The sequence below is a fragment of the Rhizobium sp. 862_C5_N1_2 genome, assembly GCF_051811205.1.
Classification (GTDB): domain Bacteria; phylum Pseudomonadota; class Alphaproteobacteria; order Rhizobiales; family Rhizobiaceae; genus Rhizobium; species Rhizobium leguminosarum.
Map to the genome: position 1 here is coordinate 515,848 of NZ_JBPWPT010000004.1, position 20,712 is coordinate 536,559.

Sequence of the window (20,712 nt, forward strand, 5' to 3'; positions counted from 1 at the left end):
GGCTCTGCCGCGGGGGATTGCGGTTCTTCGAGGCTAGCGCACCCGAGGCGACGCCCTGTGTAGCGCCGAAGATATGTGTTCTGCTCGATTGAGGCTTAAGCACTCTCCCCACCTCATCAATTGTGATTAGGCAAAGTAAACGACCTCCACCTTCCTCAAGGCTTCGCCAGGCTGCACACTAGCGATCTGGTTTCGGGCTTGGCGTCCGGCGTTCGAACAGCGCTTAAGGCATTGGACCAGCGTCCGTTGAAGGATGTTTTGAAGGCGAGACATGTAATGAATCTATCGCACCGTGCCCCTCACCCGTTCCTTCGCGCCACGTTTGTCATCAGCGCACTCGTCTTTCTTGCCGGAGCCGTGTCGCCGGTTCTCGCCGATAGCGCCCCTTTGGCTCCGCAAACAAAAATCCGCCTGACGGTCGTCCAATGGATGCCGGCCAAGGGCCAGTTTGAGCGATGGGATGCGATTGGCGGCGAATATACGGTTTCAGATGCAGGTGAAGTCTCCCTGCCCTTTCTGGGGTCGCTGTCGGTTGGAAGTCTGGACAATGCCAGCCTCACCAACGAGATTGGCAAGCGCCTTCAGGCAAAGATGGGTTTGGCCCAGACACCTGCGGTGACCATCGACATTATCGACTATCCGTCTATTTACGTCGTCGGAGATGTGATGGCGCCGGGAGAATATAAGTTTCACTCCGGTCTCAGCGTCCTGCAATCCCTGGCCATGAGCGGCGGCCCGTTGCGGGCGCCGGCGCAGCAGCGATCGCAGACGATCACTCTTGTCGGCAACTTGCGGGAAATCGACCATTCGCTGCTGCGCAGCTCGGCAAAGCTCGCGCGTCTGCAAACGGAAATGGCCGGCGCGAAGGAGATCGTCTTCGATCAGCCGCCGGCTGCCGATCGGCAATATGCCGAGAGTCTCTACCAGGAGGAGCGGGTCATTTTTCAGGCTCGTGCAAACGCGCTGGACAAGCAGTCGGTGGCTCTCGCCGAATTGCGCAATCTCTTGACGGCGGAAATCGATACACTGGAAGAAAAGTTGAAAGGCTCGGATGACAATATCCGGTCGGTCGAAGAGCAACTGACGAGCGTGAAGACGCTGGTCCAGAAGGGCCTCACGATCACTTCACGCCAGATGGATCTGGAACGATTGCTCACCACCTATCGCTCCGACCGGCTCGACCTCGTGACGGCCATCATGCGGGGCCGCCAGGCGATCAACGAGACGACGCGCAATCTCGAGGGACTTTCCGACACCCGCCGGAGCGAGATCGCTTCCGAAGTGCAGGTGGAAAAGGCCAATCTCGATCAGCTCAAATTGAAGCGCGACACCACGCAACAACTGCTTCTCGGAGAACTGTCGACCGGCCCTAACGTGAATAACCGCGATGAAGAACTCCCGCTGACCTTCAGCGTGAGCCGGCGGGACAAGGGACAAGTCGATCAATTCCAGGCCTCCGAAACGACGGAACTGGCGCCGGGCGACGTGGTCAGGGTAACCCAGCCCCGTCTCACGGATGCGTCGTCCGAAGACGCCGCTGCGGTGCCTGTTCAGACAGAGGCGCATGTCAGTCAGGTAAGCCGGTGATCCGCAAAATGCATGTGCTGCCATCGACCCTGCGGCGGGCGATTGAACGCCAGCACGGAATAAACGGCTAGGGGCATCCGATGACTTTGCGCATGACCCCACCCAGCAGCCAGACCTACACCCAGATCCTCAAATCGACGATGTTGATGGGCGGGTCTTCGCTCGTCAACGTCGCACTCAGCATTGTCAGAAACAAAGCCATGGCTGTTCTGCTCGGGCCGGAAGGCGTGGGACTGATGGGCCTTTACGGGTCGATCCTCGATATCGCGCAGGCGATTGCCGGGCTTGGCGTGGGCAGCAGTGGCGTGCGCCAGATTGCCGAAGCTGCGGGCACCGACGACGCAGAAATGATCGCACGATCAGCAACAGTGCTGAGACGCATATCGATAGTGCTCGGATTGCTTGGTGCGCTCCTTCTCGCCGCGTTGGCATTCCCGATCTCAAATTTCACTTTCGGCGACTACCAGCATGCCGGTGGCATTGCATTGCTGTCGCTGGCAATCTTCTTTCGCCTGGTCTCTGCAGGGCAGACTGCATTGATCCAGGGCCTGCGCGGCATTGCCGATCTTGCTCGTATCAACGTGCTTGCCGGGCTTATCGGCACAGCTGTCAGCATCCCGCTGATCTATCTGTTCGGCCTGCAGGCGATCGCACCGTCCCTCGTTGTGATTGCGGCTGCATCAATCCTCCCGACCTGGTGGTACAGCCGGCGGATCTGCCCGCATCCCTCGCCAATGCCCACGCGCCAGTTCGGTCGGGAAGTGTCGGCACTGCTCAGGCTCGGCTTCGTCTTCATGGCAAGCGGGCTTCTGACCTTCGGCGCAGCTTATGCCATCCGGCTCATCGTGCTGAAGGAGGGTGGCGTCATGGCGGCTGGATTGTACCAGGCGGCCTGGGGCCTTGGCGGTCTCTATGCCGGCTTCATCCTGCAGGCGATGGGAACGGATTTTTATCCGCGCCTGACTGCGGCAGCCGAGAACAATGCCGAATGCAATCGCCTGGTCAATGAACAGGCGGAAATCAGCATGCTGCTCGCTGGTCCCGGCCTGCTCGGCACCCTGACGCTTGCGCCGCTCATGATGAGCCTGTTCTATTCGGCGGAATTTCATGGGGCAGTCGATCTTCTGCGCTGGATCTGCCTTGGAATGATGCTGAGGATTATTTCCTGGCCGATGGGTTTCATCGTCGTGGCGAAGCGTACCCAGGCGATTTTCTTCTGGACGGAGGTTGCGGCGGCAGTCGTGCATGTGGGGCTTGCCTGGCTCTTCGTATCGCTGCTCGGTACGCAAGGAGCCGGTATGGCGTTTTTTGGCCTCTATGTCTGGCACAGCATCCTGATCTATGTGATCGTGCGGAAGCTGACCGGTTTTCGCTGGTCCGCCGCCAATCGCAGACACGGGCTGCTTTTCTTGCCCGCATCGGGACTGGTATTCCTGATGTTCTCGATTTTGCCGCTATGGGCGGCGACGATGATTGGCTTCGCCGCCGTCGCTCTCTGCGGGCTCTATTCCCTGCGCATGCTGATCGACCTGCTTCCACCGGAGTCCGTGCCAGTAACCATCCGCGGATGGATCACGAAATCAGCATAACGAAGAATGCGCACGAAGAATGCGCGCATCCGGAGATACGCGCATTCTTCGTTATGCTGATTGTTACGTCGGGCAAATGCGGGTTCAGGCGACAGCGATATCCATGGCATGTTGCACGCTGGCGGCTCCGACGGTCGCTTCCGCAAGGGCTGCGCGAAGTGCCTCAACAACCCGGTCCATGTCAGACACCGTCATCTGGGCATAAAGCGGCAGTATTATCGTTTGCTGCTGCGCAGATACGCTTCGCATCAGGCTCGTGGCAGCGCGGTGGGAGCTTTCACCGGAATAGGCTCCCTCCAGATGAATGTTCATCACACCACGCCGGGTCGAAATACCCTGATCGAGCAGGGTCTGCATGACGGCCCGCTGGTCGACCGTATCGGGCAATCTCACGCAGAAGCTCTGCCAGTTGCTGCGAGCCCAGCGCGGCTCGACCGGCAGAGAAAGTCCGGCAATTGTCGACAGACGTTCGCAATATTGCTCGGCAAGACGTCTGCGCTGGGCAACCAGCTCCGGCAGCCGCCGCAACTGCTCACGTCCGACGGCCGCCTGAAGATCGGTCATCCGGTAATTGTAACCCAACTCGTCATAGTCTTCGAAGATGACCTGTTTCGAGCCGTGACGAACGGCATCGGTGACGCTCATGCCATGCTGGCGCCAGAGCCGGAACTTCCGGTCATATTCGGGATTGGCCGTCGTCAACATGCCGCCGTCGCCTGTCGTGACGACCTTCCTGGGGTGGAAAGAGAAGCAGGCAATGTCGCCATGCGCTTTGCCGATCTTTTCCCAACGGCCGTCCCACAGGATTTCGCTTCCCGTTGCACAGGCTGCATCCTCGATGACCGGTATCTGATGGCGCTTGCCGATCTCCACGATGGCGCGGAGATCGCAAGGCATGCCGAGTTGATGCACGCAGAGAATTGCCCTGGTGCGAGGCGTGATTGCCTTTTCGATCAGACTGGCTTCGATGTTGTAACCATCTTCTTCGATATCGACGAAAACGGGCACCGCATTGCAGTACCGAACCGCGTTTGCGGTCGCGACGAAAGAATGGCTGACCGTGACGACTTCATCACCGGCGGATACACCGACCGCCTTCAGGGCCAGATGCAACGCGGTCGTGCAATTGGACATGGCGCAAGCGTGCGCGGCGCCCACAAAGGCAGCGAATTCACGCTCGAAAGCCGCGACTTCCGGCCCCTGCGTCACCCATCCCGATAGAATAACGCGGCGCGCAGCCTCAGCCTCTTCCTCCCCGAGGACGGGTTTGGCGACCGGAATTGTGAATTGAGATGAGCTCATGCTGCCTGCCCCCCTGCGTCGGTCTGCGTTTGCCACCAGGCAACGAGATCACGAAGCCCTTGCTCCATAGAGATCTCCGCCTTGAAGCCGAGGAGCCGTTCGGCCTTGCTGATATCGGCAAGACGACGGGTCACGCCGTTGACCGTGCGGGCCTCTTTGTGCTGCGGTTCGAGTGAGGAACCCATAATGTCGCTCAGCATCTTCGCGAGTTCCAGCAGGCTTATTTCCTTGCCGCTCGCGACGTTGAACACTTCGTCCGTGACATCGCTTTTGGCGGCCAGAATGTTTGCGCGGGCGATGTCGCGTGCATCGACGAAGTCCATGGTCTGGCTACCATCTCCATAGATGAGGGGCGGCATCCCGGCCACCAGGCGTTCCATCCAACGGATCAGAACTTCCGTATAGGCGCCGTAAACGTCCATGCGCGGCCCATAGACGTTGAAATAGCGGAGCGCGACATAGCGCAGGCCGTACATCTCCGCAAAACTGCGCATCAGCCCTTCGTTGAATGTTTTCGCCGCGCCGTAGATCGTCCGGTTATTGTACGGATGATGCTCTTCGGTCGTTGGAAAATTCTCGGCAAGCCCCAGAACGGAGGCGGAAGAGGCAGCAACTACCTTCGATACACCCGCCTTGACGGCGGTTTCGAGAACGTTGAACGTGCCCTCCGCGAGGACATCGAAAGCCAGCCGTGGCTCTTCGGCACATTGCGTGATGCGGATGGCGGCCTGATGAAAGACGATGTCGACGCCTTCGAAGACTTTTGCCAGAAGCGCTCTGTCGCGGATATCTCCGTCGATGATTTTAACAGGCGCGCTGACTATTGCCGAGCTGAGATTGTCCCGGCGCCCGCGCACGAAATTGTCGAGGACGATGATCTCACGAGGTTTTTCCAATGCGACAAGATCGGCAATATGCGATCCGATCAAACCGGCACCGCCTGTAATGAGCACCCGTTTGTCTCTCATGATCTTCCCTCACGCGACATGTTCGTCATCGGATCATTATCCGAACGCCAACGTATGAATTTCGCAGGTACACCTGCTGCGACTGAGAACGGCTCGACGTCGGAAACGACAACTGCTCCCGCTCCAACGATCGCCCCCTTCCCGATGGTCACACCGGGAAGAATGGTCGCGTTCGTTCCGATATCGGCCTCTGCACAGATGCGTACCGGCCTGATTTCAAGATCCGTGCGAATGATCGGCACATCCAAGGGCAGTGCCGTGTGGGTCGAGCCAAGCACCTTGGCACCAGGTCCCCACCCGACGGAATCCTCGATCACCAAATCGCGAGCGTCGAAATAGGCCATCGGCCCGATCCAGACATTGTCGCCGATCTTGCATCGGCCGTCGAAGCGACCCTGGATATAGGCCTGGGCGCCGATGAAGACCCCATTGCCGATCTCGAACGTCTCGGGATGTTTGAAACCGGCACCGCCTGCAACCTGCAATCCTGTTCCACAGCTCCGCACGATGGCTTGCCAGATGGCTTTTCGCATCAGAGTATCGATGACACCGTCACCTGCCGCGAAACGACCGTAGAGCTCAATCAGGCCAGCGCGCCCGTATGACTGCCTGAGTTCTTCAGCCAGTCCGGCCTGGTAGGCAGGGTCCGCCGGCCTTTCATGACTTCCATGGACCGCCTGCACGATCCGGGCCTCGCCCGCACGATCAGCTGACATAGGCGTTCTCCAGCGCGGCGGCCACCTGGTCGACGTGCCACGCCGGCATCTCGGGATAGATCGGCAGCGAGAGAACCTCCCGTGCGGCGGCTTCCGAGATTGGGAAATCGCCGGCCTTGTAACCAAGGTCGGCATGGGCCTTCTGCAGATGCACTGGGATCGGATAGTGCAGCCCGGACTGAATGCCCTCCGCGGTCAATACGCGCTGAAGCTGGTCGCGATCGCGGCTTCTGATAGCATAGACGTGATAGACGTGGCGCCGGTCGGTGATTTCGACAGGCGTCCTTAAATTCGCCGAACCGCCAAGCAGCAACGAGTAGCGGCGTCCATGGGCGCGCCGCGCTTCGGTCCAGGCTTCGAGATGCCGGAGCTTGATGCGCAGGATCGCACCTTGAATGGCATCCATGCGGTAGTTGAAGCCCTTCAGCAGATGGTGATAGCGCTGTTCCTGACCCCAGTCGCGCAGCATGCGCATGGCCTTGGCCTGATCGTCGCTGTTCGTGACGACGATACCCCCCTCGCCGCAGGCGCCGAGATTTTTGCCGGGATAGAAGCTGAAGCAGCCGGATGTGCCGATACTGCCGGCGCGCGCGCCTTTGTATTGCGCTCCGTGGGCCTGGCAGGCGTCCTCGATGACCGGGATCCGGTAGTGGTCGGCAATCGCTTTGATCGCGTCCATATCGGCCATCTGACCGTAGAGATGGACGGGAATAATGGCCTTAGTTTGGGCTGTAATCTTAGCCTCGAGTTGAGCCGGATCCATTGTCAGCGTCACGGGTTCGACATCGACGAATACCGGTCGTGCACCTGCGTAGCAGATCGCCGATACGGTCGCGACGAAGGTAAATGGCACGGTGATGACTTCATCGCCGGGGCCGACGCCTGCCGCGAGAAGCGACAGGTGCAGGGCACTCGTGCCGGTGTTCACGGCTATCGCATGTTTGACGTCGCAATAGTCCGCGAATTCCTGCTCGAGGCGAGCGACCTCCTCGCCCAGTATGTATTGCCCCGAGGCCAGGACACCGAGCACGGCGGCGTCGATTTCGCTCTTGATGGACTGATATTGTGCCTTGAGGTCCAGGAACGGGATCATGCGATGAGCCTCGCCTCTTCAAGCTCGATGATACGGCCGCGCTGGGCGAGCGACCGGCTTGCGGCTTCAAGGATGCGAACGACCCGCAGTCCGGCCTGGCCATCCGTGATGGGCCGCGAATTTTGCTCAATGCAATCGACGAACTGATCCAGTTCGCGTTTCAACGCCTCGGTCATATCGAGCTTGGGCGCCCACATGTCGCCGCTGCGGTAGCCGACCATCATCTGATGCACCTTCTCGCCATATGCATCGGAATTGGGGCACATGGTGATGCCCTTGTCATAGACCTTGATCTTTTCGCTGGGCTCCAGATCGTCATAGACGATCATCTTGCTGCTGCCGCCGATCAGCGTGCGGCGGACCTTGACCGGGGCCAGCCAATTGACGTGGATATGTGCGATGAGCTTGCTCTCGAAGAAAAGCGTCAGATAGGCGATGTTCTCCGGCTCGCCGAGCACATGACTCATGCCCGTCGCGGAAACGGCTACCGGCCTTTCGTGCACAACATGGTCGAGGATGGAGAGATCATGCACCGCGAGGTCCCAGATGACGCTGACATCGTGCTGGAAGAGCCCCAGATTGACCCGAACCGAGTCGTAGTAATACATGTCGCCGAGGCCGCTTTCGACTAGTTCGCGCATCTTGCGGACGGCGCCGGTATGCACGAAAGTATGATCCACGGCCAGCACGAGGCGTCTACGCGCGGCCTCCTCGACCATCCGCGAGGCTTCGTCCGTCGTCGAAGCCATCGGTTTTTCGACGAAGACATGCTTTCCGGCCATCATCGCCTGCATCGCGAGTTTGAAATGGGTGAAGACCGGCGTCGCGATAGCGATGGCATCCACTCTCGGATCGCGCAGGACTTCCTCGAAATCATCGGTGATCGTCACTGCGGGGTAGCGGCTTTTGACAGCCGCTAACCGTTCGACATTGAGATCACAGACTGAAATGAGCTGCGCGCCGGCCGCTTCCGAGATGTTACGAACCAGATTCGGACCCCAGTACCCATATCCAACAACGGCGATACCAATCATTGCACTTCTCCCAGCGCTTGCATGTTGACTGATCGGTCATGAACGCGACCGATGATCCTGGCCGGAACGCCGACAACAATGGCGCCGTCGGGCACATCCTTGGTTACAACCGCGCCGGCGCCGACCTGTGCGGCTTCTCCGATGATGACGCCAGGCAGAATGGTGGCGTTGCTGCCAATCGACGCGTGGCGCTTGACCAGAATAGGGATGACGGCCCAGTCGGCTTCGGTCTGCAGGCTGCCATCGAGATTGACGGCGCGCGGGTATGTGTCGTTCGTAAACATGACCCCGTGGCCTATGAACACGCCGTCTTCCAGCGTCACGCCCTCACAGAGGAAGGAATGGCTGGAGATCTTGCAGTCTTTTCCGACGATGACGTTCTTCTGAATCTCGACGAAGGTGCCGATGCGCGTTCCCGCGCCGATCGTGCAGCCGTATAGATTCACAAGATCTCGATGGTGGATGACGCAGCCGTCATCCAGCTTAACGTTTGATGCAATCATCCCTGCAAAACCCCTACTCCTGAACAAGCCCAGACTTTCGGTTGAAACGAACAATCGCTTGGTTGCGCCCAAGTTTTCACACCGACAGGACTAATATTTCTCTGCACTTCAAGGAGAATTGTTTTCGTCATCCGAGTAAAGAAACAAAACGTTTAAGGTTATTCACCTAAAGGCGTATCTACTTATGACGACTTACGCCCTAGTTCATGCATCTACCGACATTAGTGGCGGGGTCATATTCCGCACCCCTTGCCGGACCTACGCCCGAGACACCGATTGTTTCCATGCGTTTAATTGACCTCACCCGGAGTGCCGTGTAACGACGCAGACTATCCTGCCGGCCATATAGTATTATATAAGTCTACCTCAGATCTTCCTTTATATTTCGGCCTTACGATAGAAGTTGTGCGCCACTTAGCCTATATTAGCTACTGTAACGTTCCGCGAATTGTGGTATTCGATTCCTACTTTAGAGTTTCCTAAACCCCCGTAATGAGAGGGGTTGGTACTCGGGCCGTAGTGTGGCGTAACGTGTTTAGGGGGAGGGTGAAGCTGTGAATTCAGCGCTTATACCGAATTTGGACCTAAGGCAGGAAAACGTAGCCTTTCCCCTTAAGATGGAGAACAATTCGAACATACCTGTCGTGTCGGCAAGACAGACGCATTCGCTTGTCATTCTCGACAATCGTGAACTTGATCGGCAATGCCTGGCGCAATGCATGGCTGCCCAGAAGGCGGATTTGCAAATCCTGGCATTTGGATCAATTGAGGAGTGGAAGCAGAGGCGCGACGAATATCCTCCGCTTTCCGCGATCCTCCTGAACGTCGGCGGCAAAAAGATCGATGAACCGGCCGTTTCGGAGCAAATCCGGAAGCTTGCGTCGGAATTTGCATCAACGCCACTCATCGTATTGGCTGATAGCGACGATTTCGGCCAGATCGTCAGGGCGCTTGAGTACGGAGCCAAAGGGTTCATACCCGCCTCAGTCAGCGTCAGTGTGTGTATGGAGCTGATCGCGCTGTCCGTGGCAGGCGGAATTTTTGTGCCTGCAAGCGCCCTGTTCGCCATGCGTCACTTGCTGGACTCGAGCAATTCGACCGCACGCCCGCTAGCCGGCATATTCACGGATCGTCAGGTCGAAGTCGTGGAGGCGCTGCGACGCGGAAAGGCGAATAAAATTATCGCTTATGAGCTCAATCTTCGAGAAAGCACCGTAAAGGTGCACGTTCGCAATATTATGAAAAAGGTCAAGGCTACGAATAGGACGGAAGTCGTATTCAAGCTCAACGACTTGTGCCAAACCAGTATTTCGGCGTGAGCGTGAATAAGGCGTTGTGCTGATCAACCGTTGGGGCAAATCTTTTCGTATCTTGGGACCACGGTCTTGCTCAAATCACCCCGGTGGCGCGAATGCGTCACCGGGTCTTTTGATTCCGGGGCGCCTCCATCACGTCCCCCACGATCTTGGCCCGCGATTTTGGCATGAATAGCGATCGAGCGCTCAACCACCCGACTGTTGTTTGCGTACTTGCCGATGAACTAACCCGGCCCGGTCCTGCCTATTTATCCGGCAACTCGTCGCCCGATAGAATTCAAGGCGTACCAGCACTTTGGCCCGATTGTTTGCTTGCAGACCAACTTGATCCAGGGCAATGAATTTCGCACTTCGGGAGAAACCTCGAGAGCAAAGCGTTGAATAGCCACGGCTGTGGCAACATCGAAATTATTGAATGCCCTGCCGGCCAGCCGAAGCGCCTCTTTCCCAAGATCCTTGGCAAGGAAACGTCTTAGTTTCTCATCTTTCCTGAGGCTTTCCGCGCCTTGGCGAAATAGAATATCGAAAGCCTGTTTTCTTTGCCGGAGGTCAGGAAGGATACTTTGTCCATAGTATTGTAGCGACATGTTCGAAGCATGTCTGCGGTATACTGCTTGGTCTTGGTTAATGTAGCCCACTCCAGCATGTGATGCGAGCCGCAGCCACATCTCCATATCACCGGCATGCGGCAGTTCCTTATTATAGCCGCCGACCTGTTTTTGCAGCGTCGTTCTCACGACGGCTGTCGGTGTCGGAACCAGATTGTTTGCTCCACTCAACCGTATGAATTGCGGACCGGACAAGACTTGCATGGGAGGCACACCATTGTCGCCGAGAGGATCGACGCGCTTACTGACGCCACTCGGCTCAGCTATGAGGGCGTTCCCGAACGTAAACCCCACATGCGGATGATTGTGCATCAGCTCCGAAGCGCGACCCAGCGCGCCTGGCAAGAGATAATCATCCGCAGAGAGAAGCAGGAACAAGTCGCCGCCCGCCCACTCGATTCCCCCATTATAGGTTGCGATATGGCCCTTGTTTGCCGTGTGCCGCCGATAGGTGACCCGTTTGTCGCGGGATGCCAGAGCCTTTCCGACTTCCGGCGTATTGTCTGGCGAGCAGTCATCCAGAATAAGCACGCGCACATCGACGCCTGCTTGTGAAAGAACACTTCCAACACATTCCTCAAGGAAATGAGCGTAGTTGTAGCAGGGAATGACGACATCAACGCGTTGCAAACTCGTTCCTCCGCAGGCAATCGTTTCGTTCGGAGCATTTCATGCAACCCGAACTCGGCTTCGTTTCGCTCTTACGCGTTCTTCGCTCCCCGATTCATCGGCGCGACGTTAATGCGTGCGCCCGCATAGCCGATTTCGTGCAGGACCATGCCGCTCTCAACAAGACGGATCGGGCAAGCAGCCGAGAGCCTGCGCGCTTCAGGCCACTCTGAACGCGCTCCCACCGGGTAAGCGCAAAACGGGTCCGGGACCGAAACGTATCGTAGAAGGCGACGTTCGGGCTCAAGCTTCCCGATTTCCAGGGCTTCACGTTGGTCACGAAATGAACGATGCCGAGCTTCTGCTCGAGCGCGATGCGGGCGATCGCCTGCGTTGGCTCGAACTGAAAATTCCAGGCGCGGTCCAAGATCTTCCACTTTCCGTCGCAGGCAGCGTTAAGGGCGTCTTGATCCGAATATTCCGTCGCCGGAAAGCGGTCGAGATAGTCCAGCGATCGTTCCGTTATTCGCTCGTTTCGCCATTTTGCAAGGTCGATAAGAAGCATGCCGGCGTTAAAATAACGTTCGACCCGAGGGCTGCCTGTCGCACCTGGTCCGTTGCTCACACCATTGTCCAGCCAGTAATCCGGTACGGCGCCGATCACTGCCTCGCCGAGATCGATATTCCACAACTGTTCAAGCTCAGTCAGGACCAGGATGTCGCCATCCAGATACAGAGCCCGGCTGCAGGTCTGCGGAAGGAACTGCGGCAGAAGGATCCTTGCGAAGGTCATCCTCGAAACGCCAGGGCGAGTGGAAAATCCGCTTGCGAAGGACAATGTGGCGATGGGATGCCAGTGAATGACTGCAGAATTTGCGGGCAGAGATTCAAAGATCAGTCGCTTTATTTCTTCGCCTATTCCCTCATGAATGACATGGATATTCAAGGGCCATGCGCTTCGGTTATTCTCGGCGATCGATCTAAGGGCGGTCGCCAAGGGAACAGCGTAGGCCGCATCGACCGCAAAGACGATGGGCCCCAACCGCTGTTTTGCTCCCGCAGGCGCGGCTCCTGTTCGTATGCTATGCACATTCATGTTTCCGGCACCATCCCATCGAAAGAACACGAGCTTCGCCTTGCAATGATCGACGTTGCTGTTCACGGCCCGATTGATACGGCTTCCTGAACGGGAAGGCCGACGGCCGGGGTAGGCAGATGGGTGTAGGCCGTTCGCGAGGACTGGACACCAGGCGTGCTCTTGGCTCCGCCAGAAAGCTTCCACTCGAAATACGCGATCGTTTTCTCAAGCCCCTGTCGCAGGTTCACTGTCGGCTGCCAGCCCAGCTCCTGCTTTGCGCGGCTGATGTCAGGCTTGCGCTGTGTCGGATCGTCAATCGGCAGAGGCTTGTAAACGATGCTTGATTTCGATCCCGTCATCTCGATGACCATTTCGGCCAGTTCCCGGACCTGGAATTCTCCCGGGTTACCGAGATTGATCGGACCCGTAACGCCGGCCGGCGTGCCCATCAGGCGGATGAAGCCCTCAATCAGATCGTCTACATAGCAGAAGGAGCGCGTTTGCGTGCCATTGCCGAAGATGGTGATCGGCTCGTTTTGAAGCGCCTGAACGATGAAATTGGAGACGACGCGGCCGTCATTGGTCTGCATGCGCGGCCCGTAAGTATTGAAGATCCGCGCCACGCGGATTTCCACACCATATTGGCGATGGTAATCGAAGAACAATGTTTCGGCACACCGCTTGCCTTCGTCATAACATGCCCGCGGCCCTATGGGATTGACGCTGCCTCGATACTCCTCGGGCTGAGGGTGGACTGCCGGATCGCCATAAACTTCGCTCGTGGATGCCTGGAAGATCTTCGCTCTGGTGCGTTTTGCCAAGCCGAGCATATTGATGGCCCCGTGCACATTGGTCTTCACGGTCTGCACGGGGTCATGCTGATAGTGGACCGGAGATGCCGGACAGGCGAGGTTGTAGATCTCGTCGACCTCCACATAGAGCGGGAAGGTAATGTCATGGCGGAGCACCTCAAAGCGAGGATCGTCCAGAAGATGCAGCACATTGTCGCGCGAACCGGTGTAGTAATTGTCCACACAGAGGACGTCATTGCCCTCTCGCAAAAGTCTTTCGCACAGGAATGATCCCAGAAACCCGGTGCCGCCGGTTACCATAATTCGCTTTTGTCCGTACATTGGTGTGCTCCGTTGTTGACGGTTGCCTCGCGAAAACGAGGATGGTCAGTAGGCTCCCCTGCGCTTGAAGACCGCAGGGATTGTGCTGAGAAGAATTTGGCAGTCCAACCAGAGGGACCGGTTGTCGATGTAGAACTCGTCGAGTTGCTGCTGCAGCTCGATATCCGCATTGCTTCGTTCGGATATTTGCCAAAGGCCCGTGAGCCCCGGCGTGACGGAACGGCGCTTGTTTCGAAATTCGCCGTCCATAGCCAGGAGGTGATATTCCGGAAACGGACGCGGCCCGACGATGGCCATCTGGCCGGCAATGATGTTTGCCAATTGCGGGAGCTCGTCGATGCTCGAAGCGCGCAGCATATGTCCTATAACCGGAAGGATGCGCGGATCGTCCTTGAGCTTGAAGTGGCTCAACCACTCGGCACGCATGGTAGGGTTGTCTCGGAATAGTGCTTCAAGGCGCTGTTCTGCATCTTGGTACATCGTCCTCAATTTCAGGACGTGCACCGGCTTGCCGGACCGTCCTTCCCTGGTATGCCGGAAGAAGACGGGGCCCGGATCGATGGCATAGATTGCAGCCGCCGCAAACGCGATGAATGGGGCGACCACGATCATTGCAGGGATGGCGATGGCGAGATCGAGGATCCGGCGAACCAGATCCGAGTTGACCGACCTCCCACCGGTGGTGAGGCGAATGCCGATCTCTCCGCCGACATCCGCAGGTCGCAATCCGCTTACCTTGAGGCTCGGCGTGTCGGACAGCAAAATGACTTCGGCGAACTTCCGACGCATCGCCGCCAAGTCGGGTCCAAGTGAGCCTGTGTCGCCCGCAATCATGGCAATGGATGGCCCGCCATCTGGCAATGCCTCCAAAGTATCAGAGGAAAAGGGCTCCGGCCTGATGCCATGCTGCCAGTGGTTCTTGAAATGGGCCACGAGAGCGGGAGTAAGGTTGTACCCCCCTATGACAACCGCGCGCTCCCCCCAGATTCCAAGTTTCCAGCACAGGCCTCGTGCAAGCCAATGCACAAGTGGCTGAACAATCAGCCCGAGAGCGAGGAACCCAATAACGGCAAGCAGCAGTCGTTCCCCCTCCGGCAGGATAATTGCTCCGAATGCCGCAAGGACAGCCACCTTGACGGCAGCTATGGTGCGTCGCCGCAGATGTTCGTGCTCATGCAACCGATATCCAGGATAGAGGCCGGCCGATGCGTAGAGAATAATCGCAGCGAATGCTGCGATCGTGAACGTACGCTCCACCATCGTGCCCTCCGAACCACTGGGGAGAACCGACAGGACAACAAAATAGGCAATCAAATAGCTTGCAATGTCGCCGGCGACCAGGAAGGACGACGTTGCAAGCCGAGCAAGCCGACGCCGTAGTGCGACGGGCATATTCAGCGCTGCCTGTGCAAAGGGATCGGCGGTCTTAGCTGCTATGGGCGGCACGGAACCTGCCGGAATCGTCCGCGACGTCACGTCATTTGATGTGGATGCCTTCGACGGACCCGGTGTCATTGCTGGCGACGCAAATAGGGACATGATGGCTTTACACCTTTGCAGCTGCTTCTTTTGGCGCGCTTGATCCAAAAACCTTGTCTTCGATCGGAAACTTCCGAAGCCCCAGTCTCTGGACTGCCGTCAGTGAGATGAAGGTCGGCACGACAAGCGCATAGCGCCGCCATAGCCGTCGCGGCTCGCACAAAAGACGAAACGCCCATTCGAAGCCGCTTCTTTGAATGAACCTTGGAGCCTGCCGCTTGAGGCCGGCGTGGAAATCGAATGCGGCTCCGACACCGATGAGCATCGATGCTTCCAGACTATCGCGCATGCGCGCCATCCAGAGTTCCTGCTTGGGACTGCTCAGCCCGACCCAGATGATATCGGCGCCCGACCGATTGAGCCGGTCAGCAATATCCGTTTCCTCCCGCGTCGACAGTTTGCGAAAAGGCGGCGCATAGGAGCCGACGATCCGTGCTTGCGGAAATTTTGCCAGAAGGCGCGCCTGCAGTTGTTCGAGCGTTTCGGCCGTTGCGCCATAAAGGAAGTGGCGCAGGCCCTTGGAGCTGCCGGCATCGAAAACGGATAGCATGAGATCCGGTCCATAGACCCTGTCGCTTTCCACATGGCCAGCATGTCTCAGCGCCCAAACAAGCGGCATGCCGTCGGGAGTTACGAGGAACGCCCGGTTATGTATCGACCGGAGCTCGGGATCATCTTGACAGCGGACGATGCCGTGTGCGTCGCGAACGCACACATATTCCTTCCTGCCGTCTTCGATCGCTTTTTGAATAAATCCGGTCGCGCTTTTGAGATTGACTGCTGAAATGCGAACACCAAGGACATTCGTCCATTCTAAGGGACCCTTTGAATGAAGAACTGAAGTTTGGCTGCCGCCTGCTGTTTGCTTTCCCATGACCTACGCTTTCGCGATCGAAACTGTCATCAGAATATCCCGGCAGGCCGATTGCCTCCATACTTGCCGCTCCAGCTATTGGACGTAGAAGAGATTTCATATTTACGTCTTATGCCGCGATGACGTACAATATTCGAAGTAAGTCTACGTACCCCACGGCTTACCATTTTGCTCTTTTTGATGACCGTTGGCCCGAAATAGCGTTTCGACCCGCGCAGAGTCGCAGAAGCTATTCACTCTGGTGCGATCAAAGCTGGTGAGGTTTGAGCGCGAACAAAGCCGGGGAGAGAGACATGGTCAACCCAATAGGCGAGATGAAGGCCCCCGGCTGGCGAGCGTTCAGAGATGTCCGACAGAACCAACCAGCTGCGGAAAGATCTAGACGCGATCGAGCATTCGACGGCTCGGCAGGCTCCCCACCGCGTCGCAGTTTTCGTGACCTTTGGTCCGTCTGATGCGTGGACCCATTCCTATGCCGAGGAAGGCTGCAATCGCCATCTTGAAGTTCGCAGAACGCTCAGTGCAGAAGTGCTGATATAGCTCGCTGCCAATAATGCCCCGCCCATTATCGGGAAACCTGCCCCACCTACCAGATCTCTAGGTCCTGATTTTGATGCACATGCCTGTATGGACTATGCCTGCGAGCCTCGCGCAGGAGTTATAAGTCGCCATAGCTGCGGACTTTATCGCAGCAGAACACCCCTCGTCGCGGCGCCTTTTGTTACTCGCGCGGCGCGACTACGCTTCCCGTGTCCTTCCCAGCCTTCTGAAGATCTCCTAGACTGCCAAATTCTCCCCAACGCATGATCTGCGGATGTACCCTGAAGCTCTTGTCGTTCAGGTTGCCGCTGTAGCGGTTGCGCGCGAATTGCACAAATCCAAGCCCAAGATCGGGAGCGTTGATATACGCTACAACGCCGCTGTCACCGTCAACCGATACAACGTTCTCCTCAATGCGATTAGGGCGTGCCCATGGCGGACGCCAACCCCTGCCGGTACCGTCATCAACGCGAAAAGCCGCGCCCGATCCGTGTGTGATGACGTTTCCCGCCACCAGGTTGCTCCAACCGCCGTTGATACCGATCGCCGCGACGTTCCCCGAGAGCGTATTCCCCTCGATACGCAGTCCGCTCGCCTTCCCATCCGTATAGATCGCCCAGCTGATAGGAGACGGCCATTCACTGGTATTCTCATATCCGGGAGGCCAGAAGGTCCCATCGGCCCTGTTCATGAGATGACCGGTCCCGGTCACCAGATTGGAGCGGATGGTGCTGTTCAGAGGGTCGGCCTGCTCGCCCATCATCTTGATGGCACCGCCATCTGCCGTCTGCTGATTGGCGTTATGGATCACGTTGTGCTCGATGACAGCGTTATAGACAGCGTCGTTGGAACCCCACAGCGAACCGCCGGCGATTCCGAACTGCGCCGTGTTTTCGATCAGGTTGTTGGCGATCCTGACATTGTCGGCCGCCTGGAACCATATCCCGGCGGTTTCAATGTAAACCTTTCCGATGTCATGGATATGGTTTGAAAGGATCCTGGCGCCGTTCGACTTGCCGAATGTGCCATAATTTGTGCCGACGTATATCCCGTTGCCAGCCACATTCGCGATCACATTGGCGGCAATCAACGCATCCTTGCTTTCAGTCACATGGACCCCGACGCCGACATTGTCGATACTGTTGCCGACAATCTTGACGCCATCAGCATGTTCGATCCGTATCGCGCCAAATCCTCTGGTCTCCGTATAGAACTTACCGCTGCCGTCAGGAGCTCCATCTCTAAACTCGAGCCCTGATACGACCATCCCATTGGCCCCATCCAATTTGAAGAATGTCGGCAGAATGCCGGCGACGACTACGGAATCGGGTAACGACTGATCGACAGGGACGTAATGGAGCTGGCCCGCGGCAAGGTCGTACCACCACTCTCCGGGAGCATCGAGCAAGGCCTTGGCTCCGGTCAGGAAATAGCGGCTGCCTTCTGCGGTAAAGAAATAGCCGGTGCCTTTCGTATGGACAGTCCGGCCTGCGCCATCGATGGATACGACTGGGAGCGTATCATTGCCCCACTGGCTTCCGGGTTGATAGCCCCCAACGATGTCCACGACCAATCCACTTGTATCATCCACTGCCGGAAGATCGCCGGCATGGAAACAAAAGCGCGTGTTTCCTTCCCACATGTCGATGGCAGGATTGCACTTTGCGGCAAACAACCATCCCTTGCGTGGATCACCATCAGCGGGAGCGTTAGGGAATCGAGCCCGAGTTTGGCGCATCCCATTGACGAAAAGGTCACCGACCGCTTCATCCGGTGGCAATTTCAGTGGCGCCGTCCAGCGACCATCGGCCTGCTGCGCCCAGTTGCGCACGCGTCGTCCGCCATGCAAAATCGGCACATCTTTGCATCTTGCCGTGAGGATCAAGCCCATATCGCGGGCGTCAAAGACGATCGGCTGAGTGAGGTAGTAATCGCCTTTACCGAGCGCGATTGCGTTGGTGCCGCCCTTCGCGCGGGCAGCATCACGGGCTCTTTCAATGCTGGCGAAAGGGCCATCGTCACCCTGCTGATTTGCCGTCGGAAGGAGGCCGCTCCAGGTGTCTTTGCCATCGGGAGAAACGTAAAATATCGTCCGCGGCCCGGTGCTGCCGGTCAATACGTCGCTTAAAGAAATCCCATTCAACTCGGGCGACAAAGTCGCGGAAGCTTCCGCGCAAGTGGCCTCCCTGACGAGCATCTGCAAGCGCTCGGGCGCATCTATCTCTGTCCCGACCGGAGCCGGATTGCCGGACTGCGGATAGAGCATGACAGGCAAAATGCTCAGGATCAGTCCAAAACGCCGCCTCATGATATCTGCAACCCGCTCGCAACGCCACGCGAAGGCGTCTGCCAAGGTGGCGAACGGTTGAGCGAAACGACGGGCGCGTACAGCGAAAACATGATGATGGCTGCGGTAAACAGGATGAAGATGGCGTCATTCTGAACGAAAAAAATACTCTCGGTCAGATTCATCACCAGAATCATGATTGTTAGGACGTTGAGCCAGAGCCACCCGTACTGCGTATCGTGACAGTGAAGGACCGCGCCCCGGCGGATTGCCTGGGGAAGCATCAGAACAAACGGAATCATTCCCGTTATTCCAAAGCTTAACAAGATATCGCGGTATCCATTATGCGCGTGGGGCGCCGGCCATCCGAGCTTGAACCACATGTGCGTCGCTTCCGGGTTCGCGGTTGTCCAGAAAGCCTGGTAGCCATAACCAAGAAACCATCGATCGGATATTTCGCGATCAACCAGTTCCCACAATGGCACCCGACCCGTCAAAGTCGCGTCCTTGCCGAGCGCTTCAAGGGCCGGAACCAGGAATTCGTGAAGCGAAATCAGAATGCCGAGAGACAGCTGAATGAAAAACAGGACGATGACGACGCGGCCAATGCTGCTGCTTCTTTGCAGGAGGGAATAAAAGCCGATCAGGCAATAGGCCACTGACGTTGCAATGATCGCGGTCATCGATCCGGAGCTTGCAAGGCAGATCACACCCGCGGCCAATACGATGAACGCGGTTCGCCGCAGGCCGAGCGTCCCGTCTATCAGCACAGCCGTCGCGACCAGGATCGTCAGAGCCGCGTACCAGCCCAGGACGTTCTTGTGAATGAAGACGCCCCGCATAGCACCATCCGGCATACTGGCGAGCCTTGGCGACACCACGGAGACAACCACACTGAGGACGCTACAAGTTCCCAGGGTCACAAATAACAGGAACAGCAGCTGCCTTGGCGTGAACCGTATCGCTAGAACGTAGGAAAGAAGTACGCAAAACAAAAGGGCGATTGCGCGCCTCAAGGTCGTTGGAGGTGCTATCGACCACAGGGTAGACAAAAACGGCAGGACAAGGATCAGGGGAACAATCAGATTTCGCCTGAGCGCCGTTAAAAATTGCGGAAAATTGCGTATCAGGATCACGATTGTAAATGCATACACAGGAAAGCAAGGAAGACGCAGTATAGATTTGGCAGATTCGCTGAGCGTTCCGTCCGCATCTGACAGGATGAGTGGCAGAAAGGCGCCTGCCTGAAGAAAAATGGATATGCCGGCGCCCCAGCATTCGATGACCCGCCAACTGATGGCTGGTCCGCTGGCGGTTCTGAGGCTATCTACTCTCATTGTCCGTCCCGACTGACTTGAACAGAAGCGGCTGCGCGGCAATAAAAAACTGTCGGCCTTCGCTGCTCTCAAGCAATCATTCAGCCACATCCGCAGTCAACCTGTCCTAGTGAAGGGCGGGCTACGCCTAATGCACCTTCGCTCCACCCAAAGACTGTGTTGTGCGTAAGCCTTCAGCCGGCCTTTGCCCAAAAGACGGGTCTTCATATCCGCGCATAGCCCTTAAGAGCAGATGTTGCGCATGTCCGTTCACCGGTACCGTGGCAATGAATGTCTTGTGAAGCGTGGGGGGTAAGCCGCGGCTCCACTGGAATGGGGCAACAATTCTGACTGAGGCTCTCTCTGCAGTCGAAGCCTGAAAGGTTTAGGATTACTATGTTTCTGCGTCATGATCCTAGTTCTCTATGCGACACGATGGGCGCTCTACTCGTCGTGGCGATCTCACCGGCTCTGCGCGAGATGCTGTTCGGCCGACAAGATATTTTGGATATCACCATCGCCGAGGCTCCAAACCTTGATGGCTGCATAAAGGTCGACCTCTTAAGCAACTTTGCGCTGCTGTATGGCGGTGCATCGCCGCGACCCGCCTGAGAGCGCGT

Annotated in this window: 17 protein-coding genes; 4 read left to right on the top strand and 13 right to left on the bottom strand. The window is 57.3% G+C overall.

What is annotated here, in order from left to right; all coding sequences use genetic code 11:
* Nucleotides 1-276 precede the first annotated feature (276 nt).
* Together ACD590_RS35170 and ACD590_RS35175 are read left to right on the top strand one after the other, a co-directional pair.
* The gene (locus tag ACD590_RS35170) at nucleotides 277-1,587 is read left to right on the top strand and encodes a polysaccharide biosynthesis/export family protein (RefSeq protein ID WP_439004379.1); all 1,311 of its coding nucleotides are present in this window, start codon (nucleotides 277-279) and stop codon (nucleotides 1,585-1,587) included.
* 80 nt (nucleotides 1,588-1,667) lie between these two features.
* A complete protein-coding gene (locus ACD590_RS35175; protein ID WP_439004380.1) occupies nucleotides 1,668-3,176 on the top strand; it encodes an O-antigen translocase in 1,509 nt (502 codons plus the stop codon).
* Between the two features lie 84 nt (nucleotides 3,177-3,260).
* Here ACD590_RS35175 and ACD590_RS35180 read toward each other — a convergent pair whose 3' ends face one another.
* From ACD590_RS35180 to ACD590_RS35205, 6 genes are read right to left on the bottom strand one after another with little or no spacing between them, the layout of a single operon-like run.
* Nucleotides 3,261-4,478: a DegT/DnrJ/EryC1/StrS family aminotransferase gene (locus tag ACD590_RS35180; RefSeq protein WP_439004381.1), complete on the bottom strand. Its 1,218-nt coding sequence runs from the start codon at nucleotides 4,476-4,478 to the stop codon at nucleotides 3,261-3,263.
* Nucleotides 4,475-5,446 (bottom strand): NAD-dependent epimerase/dehydratase family protein, encoded by a 972-nt coding sequence (locus tag ACD590_RS35185; protein WP_247264734.1) that lies wholly within the window; start codon nucleotides 5,444-5,446, stop codon nucleotides 4,475-4,477. Before ACD590_RS35185 ends, ACD590_RS35180 begins: the two co-directional genes overlap by 4 nt.
* A complete protein-coding gene (locus ACD590_RS35190; protein WP_439004382.1) occupies nucleotides 5,443-6,162 on the bottom strand; it encodes an acyltransferase in 720 nt (239 codons plus the stop codon). Before ACD590_RS35190 ends, ACD590_RS35185 begins: the two co-directional genes overlap by 4 nt.
* Complete coding sequence (locus tag ACD590_RS35195; RefSeq protein ID WP_247264736.1) at nucleotides 6,152-7,255, bottom strand: DegT/DnrJ/EryC1/StrS family aminotransferase; 1,104 nt, start codon at nucleotides 7,253-7,255, stop codon at nucleotides 6,152-6,154. Before ACD590_RS35195 ends, ACD590_RS35190 begins: the two co-directional genes overlap by 11 nt.
* Nucleotides 7,252-8,289 carry a Gfo/Idh/MocA family protein gene (locus ACD590_RS35200; RefSeq protein ID WP_439004383.1) on the bottom strand — a complete coding sequence of 346 codons (1,038 nt, stop codon included), beginning with the start codon at nucleotides 8,287-8,289 and terminating at the stop codon, nucleotides 7,252-7,254. Before ACD590_RS35200 ends, ACD590_RS35195 begins: the two co-directional genes overlap by 4 nt.
* Nucleotides 8,286-8,792, bottom strand: coding sequence for an acyltransferase (locus ACD590_RS35205; RefSeq protein ID WP_018247110.1), 507 nt, complete (start codon nucleotides 8,790-8,792; stop codon nucleotides 8,286-8,288). Before ACD590_RS35205 ends, ACD590_RS35200 begins: the two co-directional genes overlap by 4 nt.
* Nucleotides 8,793-9,346: 554 nt before the next feature.
* On the opposite strand from ACD590_RS35205, the gene ACD590_RS35210 reads away from it, so the two are divergent.
* Nucleotides 9,347-10,111: a response regulator transcription factor gene (locus ACD590_RS35210; RefSeq protein WP_131647635.1), complete on the top strand. Its 765-nt coding sequence runs from the start codon at nucleotides 9,347-9,349 to the stop codon at nucleotides 10,109-10,111.
* Between the two features lie 245 nt (nucleotides 10,112-10,356).
* Here ACD590_RS35210 and ACD590_RS35215 read toward each other — a convergent pair whose 3' ends face one another.
* The 7 genes from ACD590_RS35215 to ACD590_RS35245 form a co-directional block, all read right to left on the bottom strand.
* Complete coding sequence (locus ACD590_RS35215; protein WP_131647634.1) at nucleotides 10,357-11,346, bottom strand: glycosyltransferase family 2 protein; 990 nt, start codon at nucleotides 11,344-11,346, stop codon at nucleotides 10,357-10,359.
* 94 nt (nucleotides 11,347-11,440) lie between these two features.
* Complete coding sequence (locus ACD590_RS35220) at nucleotides 11,441-12,487, bottom strand: glycosyltransferase family 8 protein (RefSeq protein ID WP_439004384.1); 1,047 nt, start codon at nucleotides 12,485-12,487, stop codon at nucleotides 11,441-11,443.
* Entirely contained in the window at nucleotides 12,484-13,536 is a 1,053-nt protein-coding gene (locus tag ACD590_RS35225; RefSeq protein WP_439004385.1) for a UDP-glucuronic acid decarboxylase family protein, read from the bottom strand. Before ACD590_RS35225 ends, ACD590_RS35220 begins: the two co-directional genes overlap by 4 nt.
* Before the next feature lie 45 nt (nucleotides 13,537-13,581).
* The gene (locus tag ACD590_RS35230; protein WP_439004405.1) at nucleotides 13,582-15,075 is read right to left on the bottom strand and encodes a sugar transferase; all 1,494 of its coding nucleotides are present in this window, start codon (nucleotides 15,073-15,075) and stop codon (nucleotides 13,582-13,584) included.
* A 7-nt stretch (nucleotides 15,076-15,082) separates the two neighbouring features.
* On the bottom strand, nucleotides 15,083-15,949 hold the full coding sequence (locus tag ACD590_RS35235) for a WecB/TagA/CpsF family glycosyltransferase (protein WP_047622230.1): 867 nt from the start codon (nucleotides 15,947-15,949) through the stop codon (nucleotides 15,083-15,085).
* Between the two features lie 721 nt (nucleotides 15,950-16,670).
* Complete coding sequence (locus ACD590_RS35240; protein ID WP_439004386.1) at nucleotides 16,671-18,797, bottom strand: right-handed parallel beta-helix repeat-containing protein; 2,127 nt, start codon at nucleotides 18,795-18,797, stop codon at nucleotides 16,671-16,673.
* Nucleotides 18,794-20,113 carry an O-antigen ligase family protein gene (locus ACD590_RS35245; protein ID WP_247264743.1) on the bottom strand — a complete coding sequence of 440 codons (1,320 nt, stop codon included), beginning with the start codon at nucleotides 20,111-20,113 and terminating at the stop codon, nucleotides 18,794-18,796. Before ACD590_RS35245 ends, ACD590_RS35240 begins: the two co-directional genes overlap by 4 nt.
* 414 nt (nucleotides 20,114-20,527) lie before the next feature.
* On the opposite strand from ACD590_RS35245, the gene ACD590_RS35250 reads away from it, so the two are divergent.
* Nucleotides 20,528-20,704, top strand: a complete 177-nt coding sequence (locus ACD590_RS35250; protein WP_247264744.1) for a hypothetical protein — start codon at nucleotides 20,528-20,530, stop codon at nucleotides 20,702-20,704.
* The last annotated feature ends 8 nt before the right edge of the window (nucleotides 20,705-20,712 follow it).

Coding starts and splice junctions, on each gene's coding strand:
- ACD590_RS35170 (WP_439004379.1), top strand. CDS start 277: ATGAATCTATCGCACCGTGCCCCTCACCCGTTCCTTCGCGCCACGTTT.
- ACD590_RS35175 (WP_439004380.1), top strand. CDS start 1,668: ATGACTTTGCGCATGACCCCACCCAGCAGCCAGACCTACACCCAGATC.
- ACD590_RS35180 (WP_439004381.1), bottom strand. CDS start 4,478: ATGAGCTCATCTCAATTCACAATTCCGGTCGCCAAACCCGTCCTCGGG.
- ACD590_RS35185 (WP_247264734.1), bottom strand. CDS start 5,446: ATGAGAGACAAACGGGTGCTCATTACAGGCGGTGCCGGTTTGATCGGA.
- ACD590_RS35190 (WP_439004382.1), bottom strand. CDS start 6,162: ATGTCAGCTGATCGTGCGGGCGAGGCCCGGATCGTGCAGGCGGTCCAT.
- ACD590_RS35195 (WP_247264736.1), bottom strand. CDS start 7,255: ATGATCCCGTTCCTGGACCTCAAGGCACAATATCAGTCCATCAAGAGC.
- ACD590_RS35200 (WP_439004383.1), bottom strand. CDS start 8,289: ATGATTGGTATCGCCGTTGTTGGATATGGGTACTGGGGTCCGAATCTG.
- ACD590_RS35205 (WP_018247110.1), bottom strand. CDS start 8,792: ATGATTGCATCAAACGTTAAGCTGGATGACGGCTGCGTCATCCACCAT.
- ACD590_RS35225 (WP_439004385.1), bottom strand. CDS start 13,536: ATGTACGGACAAAAGCGAATTATGGTAACCGGCGGCACCGGGTTTCTG.
- ACD590_RS35230 (WP_439004405.1), bottom strand. CDS start 15,075: ATGTCCCTATTTGCGTCGCCAGCAATGACACCGGGTCCGTCGAAGGCA.
- ACD590_RS35235 (WP_047622230.1), bottom strand. CDS start 15,949: ATGGGAAAGCAAACAGCAGGCGGCAGCCAAACTTCAGTTCTTCATTCA.
- ACD590_RS35240 (WP_439004386.1), bottom strand. CDS start 18,797: ATGAGGCGGCGTTTTGGACTGATCCTGAGCATTTTGCCTGTCATGCTC.
- ACD590_RS35245 (WP_247264743.1), bottom strand. CDS start 20,113: ATGAGAGTAGATAGCCTCAGAACCGCCAGCGGACCAGCCATCAGTTGG.
- ACD590_RS35250 (WP_247264744.1), top strand. CDS start 20,528: ATGGGCGCTCTACTCGTCGTGGCGATCTCACCGGCTCTGCGCGAGATG.